Here is a 23,413-nt window from a genome sequence, read left to right as displayed (position 1 = left end):
TGCTTGCCTATCATGGTGGCCGTGGCAGACGACCTCTTCAAGGCCCTGGCCGACCCGACCCGTCGCACCATCCTCGACGAACTCACGGAGAAGTCCGGCCAGACACTGTTCGAGATCTGCTCGCGGTTGGCCATGAAGCACCAGCTCGGCATCTCGCGCCAGGCGGTCTCCCAGCACCTCGCCGTGCTGGAGGCCGCCGGGCTCGTCGAGACCAGGCGCGAGGGCCGCTACAAGTTCCACGACCTCAACGCGGCCCCGCTGCGGCGGATCGCCGAGCGATGGCTTGCGCCAGACACGTCCGGACCGGAGGAGAGCAACCCGTGAAGATCCACCTGACCAGCATCTTCGTCAACGACCAGGCCGAGGCCGAGCACTTCTACACCGAGATCCTCGGTTTCGTGAAGAAGCACGACGTCCCGGTGGGGGAGAAGGACCGGTGGCTGACCGTCGTCTCGCCCGACGAGCCCGAGGGCACCGAGCTCCTCCTGGAGCCCGCCGGCCATCCGGCCGTCGGCGCCTACCGCGACGCCCTGGTCAAGGACGGCATCCCGCTCGCCCAGTTCGCCGTCGCCGACGTGCGGGCGGAGCACGAGCGCCTGCGCGGCCTCGGTGTCCGCTTCACGCAGGAACCCCTGGAGACGGGCCCGGTCACCACCGCCGTCTTCGACGACACCTGCGGCAACCTGATCCAGATCGCGACCGAGCCGCGGTAGGCACCCACCAGGGTGCGGGGTACGACCGCCCCGGCGGCCGGACTCCGCCCGCGCCCAGCGCACGGATCTCCGCCGCCGAGATCCCCGTCGCCGGACCCCGTAGCCCGCCCGCGCGTACGGGCGGCCGTGGCCGCCGCGGCCGGTCGGCCCCGCCCGGGTGCACGCGCGGGCGGATTCACCCCCTGGCGGCACGGGTAGGGGACCGGCGCACAACCGCTACTTCGTCCCGGGGGACACTCATGGCACACCTGACCGAACTGCACGGAACCGCGATGGGGGAGTTCGACCGCCGGGTCCGCGAGGTCAAGCTGACGGACTGGGCGCTGCCCACGCCGTGCGCCGACTGGGACGTGCACGACCTGGTCAACCACCTGACCACCGAGCAGCTGTGGGCGCCGCTCCTGCTGGACGGCGCCCGGGTCGAGGAGGTCGGCGACCGCCTCGACGGCGACAACCTGGGCGAGGAGCCCATCACCACCTGGGAGGTCGCCGCCCGCGAGGCCCGCACCGCCTGGCTGGCGCCGTCCTCCCTGGAGAGCACGGTGCACCTGTCCTTCGGCGACGCGCCCGCCGAGCTCTACCTGTGGCAGATGACCTTCGACCTGACGGTGCACGCCTGGGACCTGGCGCGCGCCCTGGGCGCCGACGAACGCCTCGACCCCGACCTGGTCAAGGAGGTCCACGCCTGGCTGAGCGACCAGGACCTGGGCCCGGGGCCGATGTTCGGTGCCCCCGTCGAGGTCGGACCCGACGCGAGCCCCCAGGACCGCCTGATCGCCCGCACCGGCAGGACCCCCTGACCGACCGCGCGGCCCCGGCCGGGTACCGCACCCGACCGGGGCCGGTCCGTGCGCCCGGCCCGCTCCGCACGCGCGGGCGCCGGGTGTTTAGCCCTCCCTCCGCGGGTTACGCGCCAGGGTGGCGGCTCCCCGGACTCCCGCTTCCCGGCACCGCGCGCCGTGTCGGCTTCCGGGAGCCCCCCGACTGTCACAGACTGTGACGAGTCCCTGGCGCGGTGCGCCGGGCGGGCCGCGTGGACGGCGGCGCGCAGGACACCGACCCACACACGAGGAAGGGCACTGCCGGTGGAGGCCACGATCACACTGCACGTCGACGGGGAGAAACGCGAGCTCACCGTCGACACACGCACCACGCTGCTGGACGCGCTGCGCGACCGGTTGGGCGTCACCTCGCCCAAGAAGGGCTGCGACCACGGCCAGTGCGGGGCCTGCACGGTCCTGCTGGAGGGCCGCCGCGTCGTGTCCTGCCTGACCTTCGCGGTCGCGCACGACGGCGCCAGCGTCACCACCGCCGCCGGACTCGCCGAGGAGGGGCAGCTGCACCCCGTCGCGCGCGCCTTCGTCGAGAACGACGGCTTCCAGTGCGGCTACTGCACGCCCGGCCAGGTCTGCTCGGCCGTGGGCATGCTGGAGGAGGCCGCCGCCGACTGGCCCAGCCACGTCACCGAGGACCTCCAAGCGCCGGTCGGCCTCGACGACGACGAGATCCGCGAGCGCATGAGCGGCAACCTGTGCCGCTGCGGCGCCTACGTCAACATCGTCGCCGCGATCCGGGAGGCCGCGCAGTGAAACCCTTCCACTACACCCGTCCCGCCGGGGCCGCCGAGGCCGTCACCGCGGTCGCGGGCGACCCCGGTGCCTCCTACATCGGCGGCGGCACCAACCTGGTCGACCACATGAAGCTCGGCATCGCCGAGCCCACCTCCCTCGTGGACGTGCGCGACCTGCTCAGCCAGCGGATCGAGGAACTGCCCGACGGCGGCCTGCGCGTGGGCGCCGCCGTGCCCAACAGCGACCTGGCCGCGCACCCCGGCGTCCGCCGCGACTACCCCGTGCTCTCCCAGGCACTGCTGGCGGGCGCCTCCGGTCAGCTCCGCAACGCCGCCACCACGGGCGGCAACCTCCTCCAGCGCACCCGGTGCGTGTACTTCCAGAACACCGCCATGCCCTGCAACAAGCGCGAACCCGGCACGGGCTGCTCGGCGATCGAGGGCTACGGCCGCTACAACGCCGTCCTGGGCGCCTCCGAGCACTGCGTCGCCACCCACCCCTCCGACATGGCGGTCGCACTGACCGCCCTGGGCGCCCGGGTCCACGTGCTGGGACCGGCCGGGGAGCGCACCGTGGACATGCCCGGCCTGCACCGCCTCCCGGGGGGCGAACCCCGACGCGACACCGTCCTGGGACACGGCGACCTCATCACCGCCGTCGACCTGCCCCGCCTGCCCCTGGCCGCCCGCTCCGCCTACCGCAAGGTGCGCGACCGCGCCTCCTACGCCTTCGCCCTGGTGTCGGTGGCCGCGGCGCTGCGCGTGGTGGACGGCACCGTCGAGGACGTGCGCGTGGCCTTCGGCGGCCTGGCGCACGCGCCCTGGCGGGCCAGCCGCGCCGAGGAGGCGCTGCGCGGGGGACCGGCCACCGAGGAGGCCTTCCGCGAGGCCGCCCGCGCCGAACTCGCCGACGCCGCCACCGGCCCGGACAACGCCTTCAAGGTCCCCATGGCCGTCAACACCCTGGCCGCGACCCTGCGCGGCCTGACCGCCGAGGAGGCACGATGACCGGGACGCTGGACGCGCGGGCCATGGGCCAGCCGCTGACCCGCCTGGAGGGCGCCGACAAGGTCACCGGTCGGGCGCCCTACGCCTACGAGCACCCGCTCGCCGACCCCCTGTACCTGCACCCGGTGCTGTCCACCGTCGCGCGCGGACGCGTCACCGCGGTCGACGCCTCCGCCGCCGAGGAGCTGGCCGGGGTGCGCGCCGTCCTGACCCCGGACAACGCCGAACGCCTCGCCGACACCGAGGACCGCGAGTTCGCGGTGCTCCAGTCCCGCGAGGTGTCCTTCCACGGCCAGTTCGTCGCCGCGGTCGTGGCCGACACCCCCGAGACAGCCCGCCAGGCGGCCGGACTGGTGAGGGTGGACTACGAGCGCTCCGCGCACGACGTGGTGCTCACCGCCGACCACCGCGGCCTCTACCGGCCCGTGGGCGAGGACGACGAGGGCCCCGCCTCCGACACCGAGCAGGGCGACCCCGACGCGGCCCTGGCCGCCGCCGAAATCGTGGTCGACCAGACCTACAGCACGCCCACCGAGCACAACAACCCCATGGAGCCGCACACCACCACGGCCCTGTGGGAGGAGGACACCGGCGACCTCACCCTCTACGACTCCACCCAGGGCGTGCACGTGGTCCGCGCCTCCGTGGCCGGGGTGTTCGGGCTCGACCCCGAACGGGTCCGGGTGGTCGCGCCCCACGTGGGCGGCGGCTTCGGCTCCAAGGGTGAGGCCCACGCGCACGACGTCCTGGCCGCGATGGCCGCCCGCGCCCTGCCCGGGCGGCCGGTCAAGTTCGCGCTGACCCGCCAGCAGATGTTCTGCCTCGTGGGCTACCGCACGCCCACCATCCAGCGGGTGCGCCTGGGCGCCGACCGCGACGGGCGCCTGTCCGCGGTCGTCCACGACTCCGTGGAGCAGACCGCCAGGATCAAGGAGTTCACCGAGAACAGCGCGATGTGCTCGCGGTGGATGTACGCCGCGCCCAACCGCCGCACCACCCACCGGATCGCGCCCCTGGACGTGCCGGTCAACTTCTGGATGCGCGCCCCCGGCGAGGCGCCGGGGATGTACGCGGCCGAGGCCGCCATGGACGAACTCGCCCAGGCCTGCGGCGTCGACCCGATCGAGCTGCGCGTGCGCAACGAGCCCGAGACCGACCCGCAGAGCGGCTCCCCGTGGTCGGACCGGCGCCTGGTGCGGTGCCTGCGCGAGGGCGCCGAGCGCTTCGGCTGGCACGGGCGCGACCCCCGGCCCGGGGTCCGCCGGGAGGGGGACTGGCTGGTGGGCACCGGTGTGGCCTCGGCGAGCTACCCGCACCTGTTCAACCCCGGCTCGGTGGCCCGTGTCCGCTACGGCGGGGACGGCCGTTACGAGGTGTCCATCGGCGCGGTGGACATCGGCACCGGGGCCTGGACCGCCCTCACCCAGATCGCCGCCGACGCGCTGGGCCTGCCCGCCTCCGACATCCGTCTGCGCATCGGCGACACCGCCTTCCCGTCGGCCTCGGTCGCGGGCGGCTCCAGCGGAACCAGCTCCTGGGGGACGGCCATCGTGGCCGCCGCCCGGGTCTTCCGGGACCGGCACGGGGACTCCCCGGCCCCGGGCGCGGAGGCCGAGGGCAGCGGGGCGGAGGACACCGTGGACGAGTCGTACTCGGTCTACTCCTTCGGGGCGCACTTCGCCGAGGCCCGGGTGAACGCGGACACGGGCGAGGTCCGGGTGCCGCGCATGTACGGCCTGTTCTCCGTCGGCCGGGTGGTCAACCCGCGCACGGCGCGCTCGCAGTTCCTCGGCGGGATGGTCATGGGCCTGTCGATGGCGCTGCACGAGGAGAGCTTCCGGGACCCGCGCCACGGCCACATCGCCAACGGCGACTTCGCCGAGTACCACGTCCCCACCAACGCCGACGTGGGCGACCTGCGGGCGGAGTGGCTGGACGAGGAGGACCCCCGCGCCACCCCCATGGGCTCGCGGGGCGCCGGTGAGATCGGCATCGTCGGCACCGCCGCGGCGGTGGCCAACGCCGTCCACCACGCCACGGGGACCAGGGTGCGGGACCTGCCGGTCACGGCGGACAAGCTCCTGCGCTGACGGCCGGTCGTGGTGCGTCCGCGCGGGCGCGCCACGACCGGGGCGTGCCGGGAGCGGACCACACGGCGAGGGCGCGGCGCTGTGGACGGCCGCAGCGCTGTGCCCCCGATAGGCGGGGAACGCTACGGGAGGAGCGGCCCCGTCCGGGGCGCGGTCCGCGCCCGTGTCGCGGCAGAGCCTACGCCCGCGCCGTCCGGGTCGGGACGCGGACCCGTTCGTGGACTGCGGCCCTTCGGCAGCCGTCGGAGCCGAGGCGCCGGGAACGCGCCAGTGCCGCCGGGGTCCCGAGTCCCTCGCGCCCGGGGCCGCTCCGCCAGCCCGCGAGACGGCCCCTCACCGCGGGCACCCCCGAACGCGCGTCCGCCCGCCCCGCGCGGAGCGGGGCGGGCGGACGGGAGAGCCGGTTCCGGTCACTCCAGGGAGTCCTTGAGCTTGTCCACGAAGCCCTCGCCCTTGGTGGCCTTCGACGGGCCCTTGACCGAGCCCTCACCGCTGGGGCCGCCGTCGGTCCCGTACAGCGCGGGGTCCGGGGGCGGCGCGGAGGCCGGGCCGCCGAGCGGCTGGGGCTGGTCGAGGTAGCGCAGCTCGTGGCGGCCGTCCGGCGCGGGCCGGTGCGACCAGCCGCCGTTGGCGGCCGCCGTGCCGTCCGACAGGCCCCAGATCGTGTTGGCGTGCTCCTGGTTCTCCTCGTCGAAGAGCGCGTTGGGCGCGATCTCGCCCTCCATGCCGTCCTCCTGGAGCTCCTCGATCGCGGCCAGCCACATGTTCTGGTGCACGGTGTCGCGGGCCAGGTTGAACTGGAGCATGGCCTTGACCCCGGGGTCGTCGGTCATGTTGTACAGGCGCGCGGTCTGGAGCCTGCCCTGGGCCTCGGCCGCGGCGTTGGCGCGGAAGTCGGCCAGCAGGTTGCCGCTGGCCACGATGTACTTGCCGTTCCAGGGGGTGCCGCCGGAGTCGGCCGGTACGGCGCCGCCACCGGCGACGATGGCCTGCTGCGGGTTCATCCCGCCCACGACCGCGGCCACGGCCGGGTCCTTGACGGCCTTGGCCACCGTGGTGGCCGGAGCGCCCTCCAGCAGGCGCGCCACCATCGTGGCGAGCATCTCGACGTGGCCGATCTCCTCCGTGGCCACGTCCATGATCAGGTCCTTGTACTTGCCCTCGACGCGGCAGTTCCACCCCTGGAACAGGTACTGCATGGTGACGGTCATCTCGCCGTAGGCGCCGCCGATGAGCTCCTGGAGCTTGGCCGCGTAGAGCGCGTCGGGAGCCTCGGGCTTGGCCTCGAACTGAAGGTGTTTGGTGTGCCGGAACATGTCCACCTCATCACTGGGGGATGTGGCCGTCGCACTGCGTGCTTCCGACTCCGGCTACCCGGGGCCTCCGGCCGGTAACGGTGATTGGAGGGGATTTGGCCTTTCCGTGCAGCCGCGTCTGCCTTCCGCTGCCGCTCAGCCGACGCCCCTCCCGGCGGCGACCCGCCCGTGTCCGCCCGGGTTTGTCGTACAGGGAGGGGGTAGATGCGCTCCGGAAGCACAGCAGAAGGAAAAGGAAGAGGTGGGCATGCTGGAGGCTTTATCTCCCCCCTGGCCGCTGGGGTGGAGCGTCGCGATCTTCGTTCTGGTGGCCGCGGTGACCGTGGCGGCCAGTGTTCGGATGACCTCCCTCGGCGACGTCCTGGCCGACCGCACCGGCTGGGGCGAGGCGGTCTTCGGCGCGGTCTTCTTCGGACTGGCCACGTCCCTTTCGGGGATCGTGATGACCGCGGTCAGCGCCGCCGGGGACCAGCCCGGACTGGCCTACAGCAACGCGGTCGGGGGCATCGCCGCGCAGACGCTGGCGCTGGCGGTGGCCGACTTCTTCTACCGGCGAGCCAACCTGGAGCACGCCGCCGCCTCCTCGGCGAACCTGCTCTTCTGCTGCCTGCTCATCGGACTGCTGTCCGTGGTCGTGCTCACCGCCTTCGGCCCGGATGTGACGCTCCTCGGGGTGCACCCGGCCTCGGTCGGGATGATCGCCTTCTACATGGGCGGGCTCTGGCTGATCAGGCAGGAGAACGAGCAGCCCATGTGGCGGGCCGTGCGCACCCGGGAGACCGTGGTGGACGTCCCCGACGACGACGGTACCGACGAGGAGGACGGCACCGGCACGGGCGTGCTGTGGGCGCGCTTCCTCGCGGTGGGTGTCGTGGTGGCCGTGGGCGGGTGGGCGCTCGCCGAGGCCGCGGGCGTGATCGTGGAGTCCACCGGGCTCAGCGCGGGGCTGGTCGGGGCGGTGGCCATGGGCGCGGTGAACGCCATCCCCGAGACGGTCGCGGCGGTCGCCGCGGTACGGCGGGGGGCGATGACCCTGGCGGTGTCCGCCATCATCGGCGGCAACAGCCTGGACGCGCTCAACGTGGCCGTGGGCGACGCCTTCTACCGCGGGGGTTCGCTGTACCACGCGGCCACTGCCGACGAACTCTTCCTCACCGTCGGCGCGCTGCTGATGACCGTGGTCCTGCTCGCCGGGCTCATCATCCGCCAGGCGAAGGGGTGGGGCCGCATCGGCTTCGAGGGCGTGCTGCTGATCGTGCTCTACCTGGGAATCCTCGGCGTGCTCACGTTCTGACGCCGTCCGCGCCCCGGGCTCCGCGCCGGGCGGGAGGCCCTCCGACGCCGGTGGCGGCACCCTCTTCGTTGAGCGGTCCTGCCTTCGGCGGGGCCGCGGGCCCTTACGAGCGGGGTCCTCCCTCCGGCGGCCCCCGGGCTCCCCTTCAGCCCACCCGGTGCAGCCGGACCCCGTCCAGGCGTCCGTCCTCGGCCACCAGCGTCATGTACGTGTGGTGGGGCTGGCGCCGCCGGTCGGTGGGGGAGCCCGGGTTGAGCAGGCGCAGACCGGAGGGGGCCGTGGTGTCCCAGGGGATGTGGGAGTGCCCGAACACCAGCACGTCGCAGTCGGGGAAGCGCTCCTGGCAGCGCTTCTCGCGCCCGCGTGCGTCGCCGGTCTCGTGCACGATCGCGAAGCGCACCCCGCCGAGCGTGGCGCGCGCGACCTCGGGCAGCCGCGCGCGCAGGTCGGCGCCGTCGTTGTTGCCGTGGACGCCGATCAGGAGTTCGGCCCGCGCGTCGAGGCGCTCCAGGCCGGCCAGGTCGCACCAGTCCCCGGCGTGGATCACCGCGTCGGCCCGGTCGACCTCGCGCCAGACCTGTTCGGGCAGGTCACGCGCGCGGCGCGGGATGTGGGTGTCGGACACGATCAGTACGCGCATGCGCGCAAGAGTAGGCGACGCGGGCGCCGTCCGGGTGCCTCCGCACGCGGGTCGCGCCGCCGCTCACGCCCGCGCGCTCACCCGCGCGGTCGCGGACGCGCTCCGCTCACTCGTCCGCGCCGAGGGAGTTGTACCCCTTGGCCCGCTCCTGGCCCGACAGCGCGTGGATGGAGTCCATGATCCGGTCGGTGATCTCCCGGCGCGCCTTGCCCGGGGCGAGGTGGTCGTAGCCGGTGGAGAAGTCCAGCGGTTCGCCGAAGCGGATGCTGTAGGGGCGCGGGCGCGGCATGGAGGCGCCGACCGGCTGCACGTCCTGGGTCCCCGCCACCGCCACCGGCACGACCGGGGCCTTGGACTCCATCGCCAGGTGGGCCACGCCGGTGCGGCCCCGGTACAGGCGCCCGTCCCGGGAGCGGGTGCCCTCGGGGTAGATCACGCAGGCCTCGCCCTCGTTCAGCCGCTCCAGCATCATCTCCAGGGACAGCATGGCCCCGCGCGCGTCGCGGCGCTGCACCGGCATGGCGCCCAGGGAGGAGAACACGGTCTTGGTCACGCGCCCCTTGATTCCGGTCCCCTCGAAGTAGTCGGACTTGGCCAGGAACCGCACCCGGCGCTGGGTGACCGACAGCGGGATGATCACGCTGTCGATGAAGGACAGGTGGTTGCTGGCCAGCAGGACCGCTCCGTCGGCGGGGACGTTCTCACGGCCCTCGACGGTCGGACGGCACAGGGTACGGGCGAGTACCGATACCGTCTGCCGCAACGCACCGTAGAACACGTGTTCTCCCTCACCAATGGTCGGATGCCGGAGTCCAATGTAAGGCCGACCCATGGGTAACAACGGGTCGGCCACGAGGAGAGTGCTCCAGGTCACCATGCCGGGAGGGCGGTCGGAACAAGCCCGTGACGTGCGGATTCCCGCGGGGTCAGGCGGTGCGGCGCCACTCGGCGTTGGCTCCGCACACCACCAGGCACGGCCGCTCGCCGGGGACGCGCCCCGCCAGCCAGGCGGCGAAGGGCACGGCCGCGGCCGGTTCGGTGGCGATGCGGAACTCCTCCCAGAGCCGGTCCTGGGCCCGCAGGATCTCGGCGTCGCTCACCAGGGCCCGGGTCACCGGGTGGGCGCTCAGCACTTCGAAGGGGACCCGGCCCAGGGTGGCCGCGCCCAGCGCGGAGGAGGCCACCGAGTCCACGGGGGTCTGGACGGGGTGCCCGGCGGCCATCGCGGCGTGCATGCTCGCGCAGCCCTCGGGTTCGGCGCCCACGACCTCGCGCCCCTCCGCCCCCAGGCGCACCCCGGCCGCCAGTCCGCCGCCGCCCACCGCGACGACGATGGTGTCGCACTCGGGCGCGTCGGCGGCGATCTCCAGCCCGATCGTGCCCTGACCGGCCACGACGAGGGCGTCGTCGAAGGCGTGCAGGTAGCGCACTCCCTCGGCATCGGCGCGGGTGCGGGCCGCCTCGGCGGCCACCGCGTAGTGCTCTCCCACCCTGACGATCTCGGCGCCGGTGGCGGCCAGCGGCGCAGCCTTGGCCTCGGGGACCGACTCGGGGACGTAGACCGTCGCGCGCACGCCCAGCAGGCGGGCGGCGGTGGCCACCCCCAGGCCGTGGTTGCCTCCGGAGGCGGTGATCACCCGGTCGGTCTCCTCCCCGCCCAGCAGGGCGTTGAGGGCGCCGCGCAGCTTGAACGCCCCGGTGAGCTGGAGGTGCTCCAGCTTGAGCGTCAGCGGACGCCCGTCCACCTCGGCGTGCATGACCGGGGTGCGGCGGGCGTAGGGGGCGATGCGTTCGGCGGCGGCACGGACGTCGGTGGCCGTGGGCGCGGCGTGCGCGGTCGTGGTGCTCATACAGCCCACTGTGCCCGTACCGGCCATTAACTTAAAGTTGGGTCTGCTAAAGATCGTTAAGCGAAACTTTGTATCTGACTTTGTGTGGAAGGAGGGCCGCCGTGCTGGACGCCAACCGGGTGCGGGTGCTCGTGGAGATCGCGCACGCGGGGTCGATCGCAGCGGCCGCCGAGCGCCTGTCCTTCACCCCGCCCGCGCTGTCCCAGCAGCTCACCAAGCTGGAGCGCGAGGTCGGCTGCACCCTGGTCGAACGCGGCCGCACCGGGGCCACCCTCACCGAGGCGGGCCGGGTCCTGCTCGAACACGGCGAACGGGTGCTGGGGGAGCTGCGCGACGCCGAGGCCGCCGTGCGCGCCGTGGCGGGCGAGGCCCCCGACCGCCTGTCCCTGGGGGCCTTCGCCAGCGCGGGCAAGGTCCTGCTGCCCGCCACCCTGGCCGCCTTCGGGCGCCAGCACCCCCAGGTGCGGCTGTCGCTGTCCGACATCGAGCCCCCGGGCGGGTACGGCCTGGTCGCCTCCGGCGACCTGGACCTGCTCCTGACCCACCGCTACCCGGGCGTGCCCCTGCCGCGCGCCGGGGGCCTGCACCGCGAACGCGTTCTGGTGGACCCGCTGCTGGCGGTCGTGCCCGAGGGCCACTCCCTGGCCGCCCGCGAGGTGGCGCTGGCCGACCTGGCGGGGGAGGAGTGGATCTGCGGAGCCCCGGGCATCTACAACCGGATCAGCCTGGACACCGCCGCCGCTGCCGCCGGGGTGCGCCTGAACGTGGCCTATGAGACCCGCGACTACGAGGTGGCCCTGGCCCTGGTCGAGGCCGGTGTGGGGGTGGCCCTGGTCCCGCTGAGCATCCTGCGCTCGGACCGCCGTGGCGGCTGGGTCAGCCGTCCGCTGCGCGGCACCCGTCTGGCCCGCGAGATCTACGCCGTCCACCGGCGCCGCCCGCCCGAGCCGGTCCCGGCGATGGTCGAACTCCTGCGCGGCGTCGCCTCCCGCGCGCTCGGCGGAGCCGGGGACGCTGACGGTTCTCACAGCGGAGGGGGACCCGGCGGGCTGGGCGCGTTCCAGCGGTAGAGCAGCGCCAGCAGCCGCACGGTGAAGCACAGCACCGCTCCCACCACGGCGATCCAGCCCCAGGTCAGGCCCGCCCAGTACGCGACGGCGACCAGGCCCGCGCCCAGCAGGGCGGGGACGGCGTACAGGCGCGAGTTGGCGCTCAGCACCGTCGGCACCCGGTTCAGCAGGACGTCGCGGATCGTGCCGCCGCCCACCCCGGTGACGACGCCGAGCAGGGTCGCCTGGAGCGGACCGAAACCCGATTCCAGGGCCTTGGTCGCCCCGATCACCGCGAACAGGCTCAGCCCGGCCGCGTCGAAGACGAGGATGGGCCGGTTCAGGTGGGTGAGCTGCCTGCTGAGGAAGAACGCGGCGGTCGCGCCCAGCAGCGCCGTGCATATGTAGCGCCAGTCCTGGAAGGTCGCGGGGGTCACGCCGAGCAGCAGGTCGCGGATGACGCCGCCGCCCAGGGCGGTCACCACGCCCAGGGCCAGGACGCCGACGATGTCCAGGCGTGCGCTGCGGATGCCGGTCAGCGCCCCGTCGACGGCGAAGGCGAGGATGCCGACGAGGTCCAGGACGAGGATCAGGGTCTGCGTGGACATGCGCGTGCGCCGGGGACGGCGGTTCCTTTCGGACGGTGTGGCGGCCAGAACGCCGATCGGCTATTCCACCACGTCCGGGAGGCGTGTGACGCGCGCGGGTGCTGTGACGCGCCGCACCGGGTTGTTCCACCGCCGCGGGCGGCCCGAACCGCGGCGCGCACGGCCGCGACCGGGGCACCGTCCCCCCTGCCCGGGCCGGGCCGCGCGAACCCGACGAATGACGGCGTGTCGGGACTTCCCCGGAACACGGGCAGGCGACACCATCGGGGGTGACCGGGACCCGGGTGGAACGAGGACACATGCAACACATGGACGCGATCGTCATCGGAATGGGGCCGGGCGGTGAGACCGTCGCGGGCAGGCTGCTCGCCGCCGGCAAGCGCGTGGCGGTGGTCGAGCGCGAACTCATCGGCGGCGAGTGCGGCTACTGGGCCTGCATCCCCACCAAGGTGCTGCTGCGCCCGCCGGAGGTGCGCCAGGAGGCCGACGGCGCCGCCGGGGTCTCGCGCCCGGACCTGCGCTGGCCCGAGCTGCGCGACTACCGGGACCAGATGATCCGCCACCTGGACGACTCCGCGCAGGTCCAGGGGTACCGGGACCAGGGCGCCCTGGTCCTGCGCGGCGAGGGGCGCGTCATCGGCCGCGACCCTTGGCGGGTGGCGGTGGGCGACACCGAGCTCACCGCCGACCACGTCGTCGTGGCCACCGGCTCGGAGGCGGTGCGCCCGCCGATCGAGGGGCTGGACGACCTGGACCCCTCCGTGGTGTGGACCAACCGCGAGGCCACCACCCTCACCGACGTGCCCGGCCGGGCCGTCGTGGTCGGCGGCAGCGCCGTGGGGGTGGAGCTGGGCCAGTTCCTGGCCCGGATGGGCTCGCAGGTCACCCTGGTCCAGCGCGGTCCGCGCCTGGTGAACCGCGAGGAACCCCGCCTGTGCGAGCTGATCAGCGACCAGTTCGACCGCGACGGCGTCACCGTGCACCTGAACACCCAGGTCTCCGCGGTGGCCCGGGACGGGGACGGGATCCGCGCGACCCTGGAGAACGGCGAGCACGTGGAGGCGGACGTGATCGTGCTCGCCACCGGCCGCCGCCCCCGCGGCGGCGGCCTGGGGCTGGAGGAGGTCGGGGTGGAGCTGGACCGCGCCAGCCTGCGTGTGGACGAGCGCTGCCGCGCCGCGCCCGGGCTGTGGGGGGTCGGCGACGCCACCGGCCGGGCCCTGTTCACGCACGTGGCCAAGTACCAGGGGCGCGTCGTCGCCGACAACATCCTGGGCACCGACCGGGCCGCCGACTACACCGGCGTGCCGCGCGTGATCTTCTCCTACCCCGAGATCGCCGGGGTGGGGCTGACCGAGGCCGAGGCGCGGGAACAGGGGATCGACACGGCCACCGCCGAGGCCGACCTGCCCCAGACCCTGGCCCGGCCCTGGACCTACGACACCGACCCGCGCGGCACCATCGGCCTGGTCGCCGACCGCCGCCGCGGGGTGCTGGTCGGCGCGTGGGCGTTCTCCCCGATGGCCTCGGAGTGGATCCACACCGCGGCGCTGGCGATCCGCACCGGCCTGCCGGTCGCTGCGCTGCTCGACTCGATCCCGCAGTTCCCCACGTACAACGAGGCCTACCTCATCGCCCTGGAGAACCTCGAAATGTGAGGCGGCGGCACCGGCCTACCCGGAGGCGGAACCCACCGGCGGAGAGGCCGCGGGTGGCCGGTGTACGAGGCGCCGACCCCTCCGGACGCGGGCGCTCCCGGCGGGGAGGTCAGGCCCTCCCCGTCAGGGCGGCCTCCTCCTCGGCCTCCACGCCGCGGTTCCACTCTGCCTTGCTCGACTGCCAGCCGTCCTCGTCGCGGCCCAGGCGCCAGTAGCCCGACACCGACAGCTGCTCCTTGGGCAGGCCGTGCTCGACGCGCAGCAGACGGCGCAGGTCGCGGACGAAGCCGGCCTCGCCGTGCACGAACGCGTGGACGCGGCCCTCGGGGAAGTCGAGGGCGCGCACGGCGGGGACAAGGACCGAGCCCACGGCCTCGTCCCCCCGGTGCAGCCAGTGCACGCGGACGCCCGGGCCGCCCTCCAGCTTCAGCTCGTCCTCTGGGCCGCCGACCTCGACGAACACGTGGGCGGTGGCGTCCGGGGCCAGGGCCTCCACGGCGGCGGCGATGGCGGGCAGGGCGCTCTCGTCCCCGGCCAGCAGGTGCCAGTCGGCGCCGGGGTCGGGGGAGTAGGCCCCTCCGGGGCCCATCAGGCGCAGCCGGTCGCCCGGCCTGGCGCCCGCCGCCCACACCCCGGCCAGTCCGGTGCCGCCGTGGTGGACGAAGTCGAGGGTGAGCCGCCGGGCCCCGGCGTCCCAGTCGCGCACGGTGTAGGTGCGGGTGACCGGCCACTCCTCGCGGGGGCGCTCGGCGCGCACGCGCTCCAGGTCGAAGGGCTCGGTGTCGCCGGGCGCGGGCGGCGGGAAGAGCAGCTTGACGTAGCTGTCGGTGTGCCCGTCGGTGGCGAACGCGTCCAGGCCCTCCCCGCCCAGGACGACCCTGACCATGTGCGGGGTGATCTGCTCGACCGCCTCGACCCTTCCGGTGTGGACGGTCCTGGCCCGTCCCTGCCGCTGTGCCACGGCGCCCTCTTTCTTCCGGGGTGAGTTAGGTGAACCTAAGTAGGACTTACCGTAAGGCACAGTGACGCACCAGGGCAAAACCTGAGCCCCGGCGGAACCCGGATCAGGATCGATCGTCGCGCTACACCCCGTCGGGCGGCTGCGGCAGCCCGCCCGGGGCGGGACCGGCTCGCGCGTGCGGGGTGGTCAGATCGGGGCCGGAGCCCGCGCCTGCGGCCCCGGGAGCGCTTCCGCTGCGGGCGGTCGACCGCGCCGACCCGGATCGCACCCTCTGGGGACGATTCCGCTGCCAGGGCCGCCGCCGTCGCCGACAGCGACGCCGGTAGCGCGATCACCGTGGGCAACCCGCCGCCACGGCGCAGTGCGGTCGTGCGCCCTCAGGCGGCGTCGGGGCGGTCCTTGCCCGGGGCTCGGTCTGCCAGGGTGAACGCCGCGTGCAGCCGCCGGTCGTCCTCCGGAGCCCCCGCCCGCAGGGCCGCCAGCCAGGCCGCCGCGCCCGCCGTGCACCCGGCCGTGGCCACCTGCGCCCCCGCCGCGCACAGCGCCAGCTTGCGGGTGAGCGCCGCGCGCACCGGTTCGGACCGTGAGAGCACCCCGCCCGCCAGCACCACCGGCAGGCTCTCCCCGGGCGAGCGCACCTGGTGCACCGAGTGCGCCAGGTGCCCCGCGGCGGCCTCCACGATCACCTCGGCCGCCGGATCGCCCTGCGCGTGGGCCTCGCTGACCAGGGGCGCCAGCGCGGCCAGCGTGACCGGGGCGGCCGTGGTCAGGATTCGGGCGAAGTTGCGGGCGTGCTCCTCGGGCAGGTGCTCCTCCCCGCCCGGAGGGCGCTGGCCCGGGATGACCCGCTTGGCCACCGCGCGCGCCAGCGGACTCAGCTCCCCGCCCCGGGACAGCTGCCGCGCCGTCTCCCGTGCCGCCTGGTGCCCGATCCAGAATCCCGACCCCTCGTCGCCGATCAGCCACCCCATGCCGTCCGCGGAACGGGTCCGCCTGCGCTCCTCGACCCGGGTGGCGATCGCCCCGGTCCCCGCGATCAGCACCGTGCCGTCGGGCCCCGGGGTGCCCGAGGCGAAGGCCACCTCGTCGTCGCCGGTGAACGCCGTGTTCTCCGGCGCCAGTCCCGCCCCGCCCAGGGCCCGCTCCAGGCACGCGCGCACCTCGTCGTCGCGCAGCGCGGACACCCCCGCCAGGCCGACCACGCCGAAGGCCACGGCCCCGCGCGCCCGCGGTCCGGCCGCGTCGAGCGCTCCCGCCACCGCCTCGGCCAGCCGCTCGGCGGCCCGGTCCGCGCCGTGGGAGTTGGGGTTGGCGCCCCCGGCCCGGGCCTCGCCCAGCCGCTCTCCGGAGAGGGTGGCCACCAGCGCCCGGGTGGCGGTGCCCCCGGCGTCCACCCCCAGGACGAGTCCGCGCCGGTCGTCCGACTGGTCGGACCGGGCACGGGAAGAAGAGGAGATCGTACGTGTCACAGGGGAGAGGTGCCCCGTGGCGCCGCGTATTACTCGTCGCGGCGGCCCGGTCCGCCCGGCGGACGAGGAAGGGGCGGACTGTCTCAGCGGCCGAGCACGGGGGAACGGGCGTCCGCGCCGCGCGCGGGAGGCGGGCGGCGCGCCGGGCAATCCACTGGCGTCCGCCCGGTGGCGGCTGAGAGGCTCGGTGCCATGACAGGAGCGCCACAGCACGACCCCTCCCGCCGCGACGACGCCCCCGCGTGGACCGTGCGCGAGGGCACGGAGAAGGACCACCCCGAGGCCGTCGGGGTCTTCTGCGAGGCCCTCAACCTCTCCGCCCGGGAGATCCTGGACAACCAGCGCGACCACCCCACCATCGAGCACGACCGCACCCTGCTCGCCGTGGACGGCGACCGCGTCGTCGGCACCGCCCTGTCCAACGGCTTCGAGATGACCATGCCCGGCGGACCCCGCCGCGTCGCGGGCGTGACCGGCGTGGGCGTGTGGCCCACCTACCGCCGCCGCGGCGTCCTCAGCGCGCTCATGCGCCGCCAGCTCGCCGACGTCCGGGACCGGGGCGAGAACCTCTCCGTGCTGTGGGCCTCCGAGGGGGGCATCTACGCCCGCTTCGGTTACGGCCTGGCCTTCCGCGAGACCAACGCGACCCTCCAGCGCGCCCACGCCCGCCTGCGCCCCGACGCGCCCCGGGACCCCTCCCTCACCCTCGAACTGGCCGAGACCGCCGAGGTCCGCCAGGAGGTGGAGCGGGTCTACCGCGAGGCGCTGCCCCAGCGCGCCGGCCAGCTCGCCCGCGACGAGCACTGGTGGAGCCTGATGCTCCAGGACAAGGAGGCCGGCGGGCCCGGACGGCTGCGCGCGGCCCTGGTGCGCGGCCCCGACGGTCCCCTCGGGTACGCGCTGTACCGCGTCGTCGACCGCTGGGAGGACGGTCTGGCCTCGGGGCGGGTGGTGGTGCGCGAGCTGGTCTCCGTCTCCACCGCCGCCCGGGTCGCCCTCTACGAACACCTCCTGGACCGCGACCTGACCAGCGAGGCGGTCTTCGAGAAACTGCCCGGGGACGACCCCCTCACCGTCCTGCTGGCCGACCCCCGGCGCCTGGTCCGGCGGGACTTCGACGCCCTGTGGGTGCGCCTGGTGGACCTGTCCGGCGCCCTGTCCGACCGCCCCTACGCCGTCCCGGTGGACACGGTGCTGGAGGTCGCCGACCGCTACGCCCCCTGGAACGCCGGGCGCTGGCGCTTGGAGGCGGACACCGGGGGCGCCCGCGTGAGCCCGACCGAGGCCGCCCCCGACCTAGCCCTGGACGCCTCCCACCTGGGCGCGGCCTACCTCGGCAGGCGCACGCTGACCGCCTTCGCGGACGCGGGGCTGCTCACCGAGCACGCTCCCGGCGCGGCGGCCCGCCTGGACACCGCCCTGCACGCGCCGCGCGCGCCCTTCTGCGGCACCGACTTCTGAGGAACCGGCCCTCTGAGGACCCGGCCCCGCGCCTCCGCCACGGCGCGGGGCCGGACGCGCTCCTAGGACCGGACGTGCTCCCGGGATCGGAGGGGCCCCGGAGCCCGCGGGGCCCGCTGGTAACATGACGGCCATGGAGCTCATCGAGGTCGACAGACTCTAGCCACCGAACCGCCGGTGGCCTTCACCCGCGAGGGCGCGTACCGCGCCCCGGTGAACGACCTCGACCTCGTCGGGGGCGCCCTGTCCGCGTACGCCCTGCAGCGTCGCGGCCCGCTCTCCGACCCGGTCCGTTCCGGCGCGTTCCGACGCCGACCACCGATCGCGCCCCCGTGCGCGCGGTGACGTCCGCCCCGCCCACGGGAGCGCAGACGATCGGCACCTCTTTGCGCGTGCGCGCGGCGACGGCCCGGGAAGTCGTCGAGGACCTCCCGCCCCTTCCGCGTGCGCGCCCGGTGACGCCGGTCCGCCCGCTCCCGCGGCCCGCCACGGGTCGAACACGCACCCGCCCGGCACAGCCCCGTCGGCGTCCGCGTGTTCCCCCGCCAACGAACCCGCCCCGCGGCCCGACCACGCAGTCGCCCGCCGCCGGGCACGAGGAGAGCTCCCAGCATGTCCACCAAGTCCGCCGTCACACTCACCGACCTCACCTTCGCCTGGCCGGACGGCACGGTCGCGATCGACCGCGTGAGCGGCACCCTCACGACCGGGCGCACCGGGCTCGTCGGCCGCAACGGCGCGGGCAAGTCCACCCTGCTGCGCCTGATCGCCGGTCGACTGCGCCCCACATCGGGGCGCGTCGACGCGGTCGGCGACGTCGGCTACCTCCCGCAGAACCTGACCCTGGGCACGGACGCGACGGTCGCCGAACTGCTCGGCATCGACGCCACCCTCACCGCCCTCCGCGCTATCGAGGCGGGCGACGCCGACGAACGCCACTTCGACGCGGTCGGCGACGACTGGGACATCGAGGCGCGCGCCGACGAGGCCCTGCACGAGATCGGGTTCACCGCCGCCGACCTCGACCGCCGCGTCGCGCAGGTCTCCGGCGGTGAGGCGGTACTCATCGCCGTCACCGGCATGCGCCTGCGGCGCACCCCGATCACCCTGCTCGACGAGCCCACCAACAACCTCGACCGGCCCACGCGGGCCAGGCTCGCCGCGTTCGTCGACACCTGGCCCGGCACCCTCGTCGTCGTCAGCCACGACCTCGAACTGCTCGAACACGTGGACAGCACCGCCGAACTCCACGCCGGGAGCCTCGACGTGTTCGGCGGCCCCTACAGTGCCTGGAAGGAGCACCTCGAACAGGAGCAGGCCGCCGCCGTCCAGGCGGCCCGGTCCGCGCAGCAGGCCCTCAAGGTCGAGAAGCGCCAGCGCGTGGAGGCCGAGACCAAGCTCGCCCGCCGCGAGCGCACGGCCAGGAAGACGCAGAAGGACGGCGGCATCCCCAAGATCCTCGCGGGCAACCGGGCCAGCAAGGCGCAGGCCTCGGCCGGGGCGATGCGCTCGACCCTCGACGACAAGGTCCAGGCCGCGCAGGCCGCGGTCGACGCCGCCGACGCCCGCGTACGCGAGGACGAGCACATCCGCCTCACGCTGCCCGACCCGGACGTGCCGCGCGGCCGCCGCCTGGCGGAGTTCCACGCCGAGGGACGCACCGTCGTCGTCCAGGGTCCCGAACGCGTCGCCCTGGTCGGCCCCAACGGGGCAGGGAAGTCGACCCTGCTCCAGCAGCTCGTCCACGGCGGCGATCCGGTTCCGGGCCGCGCGCACGGCACACTCCTGACCGACCGCGTGGGGTACCTGCCCCAGCGCCTGGACGGCCTGGACGACGCGGCGAGCGCGCTGGAGAACGTGCGGGCGGTCGCCCCCGGCACGCCGCCGGGCGAGGTCCGCAACCAGCTCGCCCGCCTGCTGCTGCGCGGGGACGGCGTCGACCGCCCCGTCGCCACGCTCTCCGGCGGCGAGCGGTTCCGCGTCTGCCTCGCCACGCTGCTCCTGGCGGAGCCGCCCGCGCAGCTGCTCGTCCTGGACGAGCCGACCAACAACCTCGACACCTCCAGCGTCGAGCAGCTCGCCGAGGCCCTCGACGCCTACCGCGGCGCGCTCCTGGTCGTCAGCCACGACCACGGGTTCCTGCGCAGGCTCGGGATCGACACCGTCCTGGAGATCGACCGGGAGGGAGGCCTGCGCCAGCGCGCTGAACTGGGGGACTGACGCCGACCGGTGCCCGCTTAGGCGTCCACCGAGAGGGAACCGGCACCCGTCCGGGCGCCCGCCGGGAGGAAACCGGCGGGCGCCCGACGCCTCCTGTCCACCGTGATCTTGTACTCATAGCGAGTTTGGGCCGTCGAGCCTCGCTACAAGTACAAGATCATCGCAGTTCAGAACCCTTGTGCCACACCGGTAACGGTTCCGGCCGGACCGGACCCGGTAGCCACCGGCGCGCGCCCCTACCGTCTCCGCTCCGGGCTACCCGGCGCCGCGGGTCCACCGCCCCATGGCGGGCCACTCCCCGCCGGAGCCGTGCACGGGAGTGAACCCGCACCGGAGGAAGAACTCCACCCTGCCCTCGGCGCCCTCGCCCTCCTCGGGCAGCAGGAACACCCACTCGACCCCGGCCGCGCGGGCCCGGTCCGCGAACCCCTCCAACAGGCCCCTGCCGACCCCGCGCCGTCTCCACCCCGGGTCCACCACCACAGCCAGCACGTACCCGTGCGGCGGCGGTACCGGGCTCCCCGACCCCTCGTAGACGCCGTCCAGCACGCCCTCCACCCACCCCACCACAGCGCCCTCCGCCTCCGCGACGAGCACCACCATGTCCTCGGGCAGCAGCGAGGCCGGGTAGCCCTTCTTGTCCAGGTGCGGTGAGGCGCGGCCGATCAGGGCGGCGATGCCCGGGCCGTCCCCGGGGCGGGCGGAGCGCAACAGCATGGCAGCACGGTAGTACCGGCCGCGGTCGGCCACCAGTGCGCGCACCGGAGATGCCGGGAACCCGCCCGGAACGCGCCCCCGCGACCGCACGGCGGGACGGCGCCGGACCCGCCCCGCGCCGGGAAAAGGAGTGGCACCCCGCCGGTGGAGTCCGTACGTTGTGGCTCTGGCCCCCGGGCCCTGCTCGCCGTGCTTTCCGCGCCGGGATCCACGGGCGCGTCACCCGGACCTGAGGCCTGGGCCATATGCCCGGAATGTGCAAGTATCGCCCTGAACATGAAGTGGAACCCGGGCTCGTCCCGCCCTCGCCGCGAGTGCGCCGGTCCCCGGTTCGAAGAGTGGAGGACCGCACACGTGAATGCCGGAGGGGACCTCACCCCGACCGAATGGACCGTACGGGGAACCGACCGCGACGAGTACGCCGAGGTGATGCGCGTCGTCGGCGAGGCGCTGCTGTCCTCGGACCCGCCCGAGGACCGCGAGCCCTTCCTGCGCCCCCTCCTGGACGCCGAGGGCTACGACCGCGTCCTGGTCGCCGTGGACGGGGACGAGGTCGTGGGCGCGGTCAACGACTTCGCCTTCGAGATGGCCCTGCCCGGCGGTCCTCGCCCGGTGGCCGGGGTGACCGGCGTGGGCGTGTGGCCCACGTACCGCCGCCGCGGCGTGCTCAGCGCTCTCATGCGCCGCCAGCTCGCCGACACCCACGCGCGCGGGGAGCGCTACGCCGCGCTGTGGGCCTCCGAGGGCGCCATCTACGGCCGGTTCGGCTACGGCCCGGCGGTCACCGAGATGGAGACCGCCGTCCGCCAGCCCCACGCCCGACTGCGCGCCGACGCGCCCCGCGACCCCGCTCTGCGGGTCCGCCTGGCCGACCCCGGGCAGGTGCGCCCGGACCTGGAACGGGTCCACCGCGAGGTCGCCGCCGTGCAGGTCGGCCAGTTCCAGCGCGCCGCCCACTGGTGGGACCGGGTCCTGCGCGACCAGGCCCAGTTCCGCGAGGGCCGCGGCCCGCTGCGGGCCGCGGTGGTCAGCGGACCCGACGGACCGCTGGGCTACGCGCTCTACCGCACCCGCAACAGGTGGGAGCGCGACGGCTCGCGCGGAGAGGTGTACGTCAAGGAGGTCACCGCCACGACCCCGGCCGCCTGGACCGCTCTGTACGACCACCTGTTCAACCGCGACCTGGTCACCGAGATCACCTTCGACTTCCTGGCCGTGGACGACCCGCTGCGCCACCTGCTCGTGGACAGCGGCCGGGCGGCGCCCACGCTCTACACCTCCCTGTGGGTGCGGCTGGTGGACGTGCCCGGAGCCCTGTCCGAACGTTCCTACGCCGCGCCGGTGGAAGCGGTCCTCGAGGTCGCCGACCGGTTCGCCCCCTGGAACGCCGGGCGCTGGCACGTCGAGGCCGACACCGGCGGCGCCCGCGTGGAGGCCACGGACGCCGCCCCCGACGTCAGCCTGGACGTGTCGCACCTGGGCGCCGCCCACCTGGGCCAGACCACCCTGGACGGCTACCTGCGCGCGGGCCTGATCACCGAGCACACACCGGGAGCGGTGGAGCGCCTGGACGCGGCCCTGCGCCGCTCCCGCGCGCCCTTTTGCGGTCTGATCTTCTGACCGCGGGGGCGCGGCGGTCCGGCCCCGCCCACCGGCGGGGCCGGACTCGCGTCCTCAGCCCTTCAGCACCTCAGCCCTTGAGCGCCTTGACCAGCCGGTCCACGTCGGACTCGTCGTTGTACAGGTGGAACGCCGCGCGCATCCGCCCGTTGCGGGCCGCCGTGGCGATACCCGCCTCTGCCACGCGCTCCACCGCGCCCTCGGGCACCGGGACCGACACGATCGCCGACCCGGCGGGCTCCATGTCCATGGCCTCGCGGAAGCGGTCGCCCAGGGCCGCGTCGTGCTCGCGGATGACCTCCACCCCCACCTCCTCCACCAGGGACAGGGTCTCCTCCAGGCCGACCCACGCCCCCCACACCGGCGCCAGGTCCAGGCGTCGCGCGCCCTCGGCCAGCCGCAGCGGGCCGCCGTAGAGCGACTTCCAGGGCTCGTGCGCGCCGTACCAGTTCGCGGCCAGCGGGGAGAGTTCGGCCAGCGCCTCCTCGGTGCCGGTGAGCAGAGCGGAACCGCGCGGGCCCAGCAGCCACTTGTACGCGGCGCACACCGTGTAGTCGACCCGGTCCACGGGCAGCGGCAGCCACCCGGCGGCCTGGGTTGTGTCCAGCAGCAGCCGCGCCCCGTGGTCGGCGCAGGCCGCGATCAGGTCCTCCACGGGGGCGATGGCGCCGTCGGCGGACTGCACGGCCGAGACGGCCACCAGGTCGGTGTCCGGGCCCACCCGCGATGCCAGGTCGGCCAGGGGCACCTCGCGCACGCTGATCCCCGCGTCCGCCCTGGCCATGAACGGGTGGACGACCGAGCTGAACTCGTCGGCCGCCGTCAGCACCCGCGCGCCCGGGGCCAGGCTGGCGGCGACGGTGCCCACGAACTGGGAGACGTGGCTGCCGATGGCCACATCGGCGGGGGACACCCCGTTCAGGCGCGCGTAGGCGGAGCGGGCGCGCTCGATGCCGGCGTCGGCCGCACCCGGCTGGAACCGGCCCGCGGCCACGTCGCGGGTGTGCTGGTCCAGGGCCCGCAGCGCCCGCCGGGGCGTCAGGCCGTGCGTGGCGGTGTTGAGGTAGGTGTTCTCGGCAGCGAACTCCTGCTGCGCGGCCCGCAGGCGGGCCCGTCCGGCTTCGTCCATGCCCCCGATGCTCACAGCGCGGCGGGGGCCGCTCAAGGTC

21 protein-coding genes are annotated in these 23,413 nt (G+C 74.7%); 12 read left to right on the top strand and 9 right to left on the bottom strand.

The window, feature by feature from the left end; genetic code table 11:
* The first annotated feature begins 12 nt into the window (after positions 1-12).
* From KGD83_RS16930 to KGD83_RS16905, 6 genes are all read left to right on the top strand, one after another.
* Positions 13-324: an ArsR/SmtB family transcription factor gene (locus KGD83_RS16930; RefSeq protein ID WP_212640120.1), complete on the top strand. Its 312-nt coding sequence runs from the start codon at positions 13-15 to the stop codon at positions 322-324.
* Positions 321-713, top strand: coding sequence for a VOC family protein (locus KGD83_RS16925; protein ID WP_212640119.1), 393 nt, complete (start codon positions 321-323; stop codon positions 711-713). The genes KGD83_RS16930 and KGD83_RS16925 overlap by 4 nt, the downstream gene beginning before the upstream one ends.
* A 239-nt stretch (positions 714-952) precedes the next feature.
* Positions 953-1,513, top strand: a complete 561-nt coding sequence (locus KGD83_RS16920; RefSeq protein WP_212640118.1) for a TIGR03086 family metal-binding protein — start codon at positions 953-955, stop codon at positions 1,511-1,513.
* A gap of 285 nt (positions 1,514-1,798) precedes the next feature.
* Positions 1,799-2,302: a 2Fe-2S iron-sulfur cluster-binding protein gene (locus KGD83_RS16915; RefSeq protein WP_212640117.1), complete on the top strand. Its 504-nt coding sequence runs from the start codon at positions 1,799-1,801 to the stop codon at positions 2,300-2,302.
* On the top strand, positions 2,299-3,291 hold the full coding sequence (locus tag KGD83_RS16910; protein WP_212640116.1) for an FAD binding domain-containing protein: 993 nt from the start codon (positions 2,299-2,301) through the stop codon (positions 3,289-3,291). The genes KGD83_RS16915 and KGD83_RS16910 overlap by 4 nt, the downstream gene beginning before the upstream one ends.
* Positions 3,288-5,381, top strand: a complete 2,094-nt coding sequence (locus KGD83_RS16905) for a xanthine dehydrogenase family protein molybdopterin-binding subunit (protein WP_212640115.1) — start codon at positions 3,288-3,290, stop codon at positions 5,379-5,381. The genes KGD83_RS16910 and KGD83_RS16905 overlap by 4 nt, the downstream gene beginning before the upstream one ends.
* Positions 5,382-5,791: 410 nt before the next feature.
* Here KGD83_RS16905 and KGD83_RS16900 read toward each other — a convergent pair whose 3' ends face one another.
* Positions 5,792-6,697 carry a manganese catalase family protein gene (locus tag KGD83_RS16900; protein WP_212640114.1) on the bottom strand — a complete coding sequence of 302 codons (906 nt, stop codon included), beginning with the start codon at positions 6,695-6,697 and terminating at the stop codon, positions 5,792-5,794.
* 247 nt (positions 6,698-6,944) lie between these two features.
* Here KGD83_RS16900 and KGD83_RS16895 point away from each other — a divergent pair, with 247 nt between their 5' ends.
* On the top strand, positions 6,945-7,991 hold the full coding sequence (locus tag KGD83_RS16895; RefSeq protein WP_212644467.1) for a sodium:calcium antiporter: 1,047 nt from the start codon (positions 6,945-6,947) through the stop codon (positions 7,989-7,991).
* 145 nt (positions 7,992-8,136) lie between these two features.
* Here the strand turns inward: KGD83_RS16895 and KGD83_RS16890 are convergent, their stop codons facing one another.
* The 3 genes from KGD83_RS16890 to KGD83_RS16880 all read right to left on the bottom strand — a co-directional run bounded on the left by KGD83_RS16890 (position 8,137) and on the right by KGD83_RS16880 (position 10,481).
* A complete protein-coding gene (locus KGD83_RS16890; protein WP_212640113.1) occupies positions 8,137-8,631 on the bottom strand; it encodes a metallophosphoesterase family protein in 495 nt (164 codons plus the stop codon).
* A 106-nt stretch (positions 8,632-8,737) separates the two neighbouring features.
* Positions 8,738-9,409 (bottom strand): lysophospholipid acyltransferase family protein, encoded by a 672-nt coding sequence (locus KGD83_RS16885; RefSeq protein ID WP_212640112.1) that lies wholly within the window; start codon positions 9,407-9,409, stop codon positions 8,738-8,740.
* A gap of 148 nt (positions 9,410-9,557) precedes the next feature.
* Entirely contained in the window at positions 9,558-10,481 is a 924-nt protein-coding gene (locus tag KGD83_RS16880; RefSeq protein ID WP_212640111.1) for a threonine/serine dehydratase, read from the bottom strand.
* A 101-nt stretch (positions 10,482-10,582) separates the two neighbouring features.
* Between KGD83_RS16880 and KGD83_RS16875 the strand changes: the two genes are divergently transcribed.
* Positions 10,583-11,551, top strand: coding sequence for a LysR substrate-binding domain-containing protein (locus KGD83_RS16875; protein WP_212640110.1), 969 nt, complete (start codon positions 10,583-10,585; stop codon positions 11,549-11,551).
* On the opposite strand, the gene KGD83_RS16870 is transcribed toward KGD83_RS16875, so the two are convergent.
* A complete protein-coding gene (locus KGD83_RS16870; protein WP_212640109.1) occupies positions 11,506-12,138 on the bottom strand; it encodes a trimeric intracellular cation channel family protein in 633 nt (210 codons plus the stop codon). The two genes, KGD83_RS16875 and KGD83_RS16870, sit on opposite strands and share 46 nt — an antisense overlap.
* 299 nt (positions 12,139-12,437) lie before the next feature.
* Between KGD83_RS16870 and KGD83_RS16865 the strand changes: the two genes are divergently transcribed.
* Positions 12,438-13,796 (top strand): dihydrolipoyl dehydrogenase family protein, encoded by a 1,359-nt coding sequence (locus KGD83_RS16865; RefSeq protein ID WP_212640108.1) that lies wholly within the window; start codon positions 12,438-12,440, stop codon positions 13,794-13,796.
* A gap of 109 nt (positions 13,797-13,905) precedes the next feature.
* On the opposite strand, the gene KGD83_RS16860 is transcribed toward KGD83_RS16865, so the two are convergent.
* Together KGD83_RS16860 and KGD83_RS16855 are read right to left on the bottom strand one after the other, a co-directional pair.
* The gene (locus tag KGD83_RS16860) at positions 13,906-14,757 is read right to left on the bottom strand and encodes a siderophore-interacting protein (RefSeq protein ID WP_212640107.1); all 852 of its coding nucleotides are present in this window, start codon (positions 14,755-14,757) and stop codon (positions 13,906-13,908) included.
* 377 nt (positions 14,758-15,134) lie between these two features.
* Positions 15,135-16,151 carry an N-acetylglucosamine kinase gene (locus KGD83_RS16855; protein ID WP_212644466.1) on the bottom strand — a complete coding sequence of 339 codons (1,017 nt, stop codon included), beginning with the start codon at positions 16,149-16,151 and terminating at the stop codon, positions 15,135-15,137.
* Positions 16,152-16,418: 267 nt separating this feature from the next.
* Between KGD83_RS16855 and KGD83_RS16850 the strand changes: the two genes are divergently transcribed.
* Together KGD83_RS16850 and KGD83_RS16845 are read left to right on the top strand one after the other, a co-directional pair.
* A complete protein-coding gene (locus KGD83_RS16850; RefSeq protein WP_212640106.1) occupies positions 16,419-17,687 on the top strand; it encodes a GNAT family N-acetyltransferase in 1,269 nt (422 codons plus the stop codon).
* Positions 17,688-18,299: 612 nt separating this feature from the next.
* Positions 18,300-19,907 (top strand): ABC-F family ATP-binding cassette domain-containing protein, encoded by a 1,608-nt coding sequence (locus KGD83_RS16845; protein WP_212640105.1) that lies wholly within the window; start codon positions 18,300-18,302, stop codon positions 19,905-19,907.
* 255 nt (positions 19,908-20,162) lie between these two features.
* On the opposite strand, the gene KGD83_RS16840 is transcribed toward KGD83_RS16845, so the two are convergent.
* Entirely contained in the window at positions 20,163-20,624 is a 462-nt protein-coding gene (locus tag KGD83_RS16840; RefSeq protein WP_212640104.1) for a GNAT family N-acetyltransferase, read from the bottom strand.
* Positions 20,625-20,978: 354 nt separating this feature from the next.
* Between KGD83_RS16840 and KGD83_RS16835 the strand changes: the two genes are divergently transcribed.
* The gene (locus KGD83_RS16835) at positions 20,979-22,244 is read left to right on the top strand and encodes a GNAT family N-acetyltransferase (RefSeq protein WP_212640103.1); all 1,266 of its coding nucleotides are present in this window, start codon (positions 20,979-20,981) and stop codon (positions 22,242-22,244) included.
* 70 nt (positions 22,245-22,314) lie between these two features.
* On the opposite strand, the gene KGD83_RS16830 is transcribed toward KGD83_RS16835, so the two are convergent.
* On the bottom strand, positions 22,315-23,373 hold the full coding sequence (locus tag KGD83_RS16830; RefSeq protein ID WP_212640102.1) for an aminotransferase class V-fold PLP-dependent enzyme: 1,059 nt from the start codon (positions 23,371-23,373) through the stop codon (positions 22,315-22,317).
* Positions 23,374-23,413: the final 40 nt, after the last annotated feature.

This window comes from Nocardiopsis akebiae (assembly GCF_018316795.1).
Classification (GTDB): Bacteria; Actinomycetota; Actinomycetes; order Streptosporangiales; family Streptosporangiaceae; genus Nocardiopsis; species Nocardiopsis dassonvillei.
Note: the sequence above shows the minus strand (reverse complement) of the source record. Positions and strands in the feature narration are given on the sequence as shown.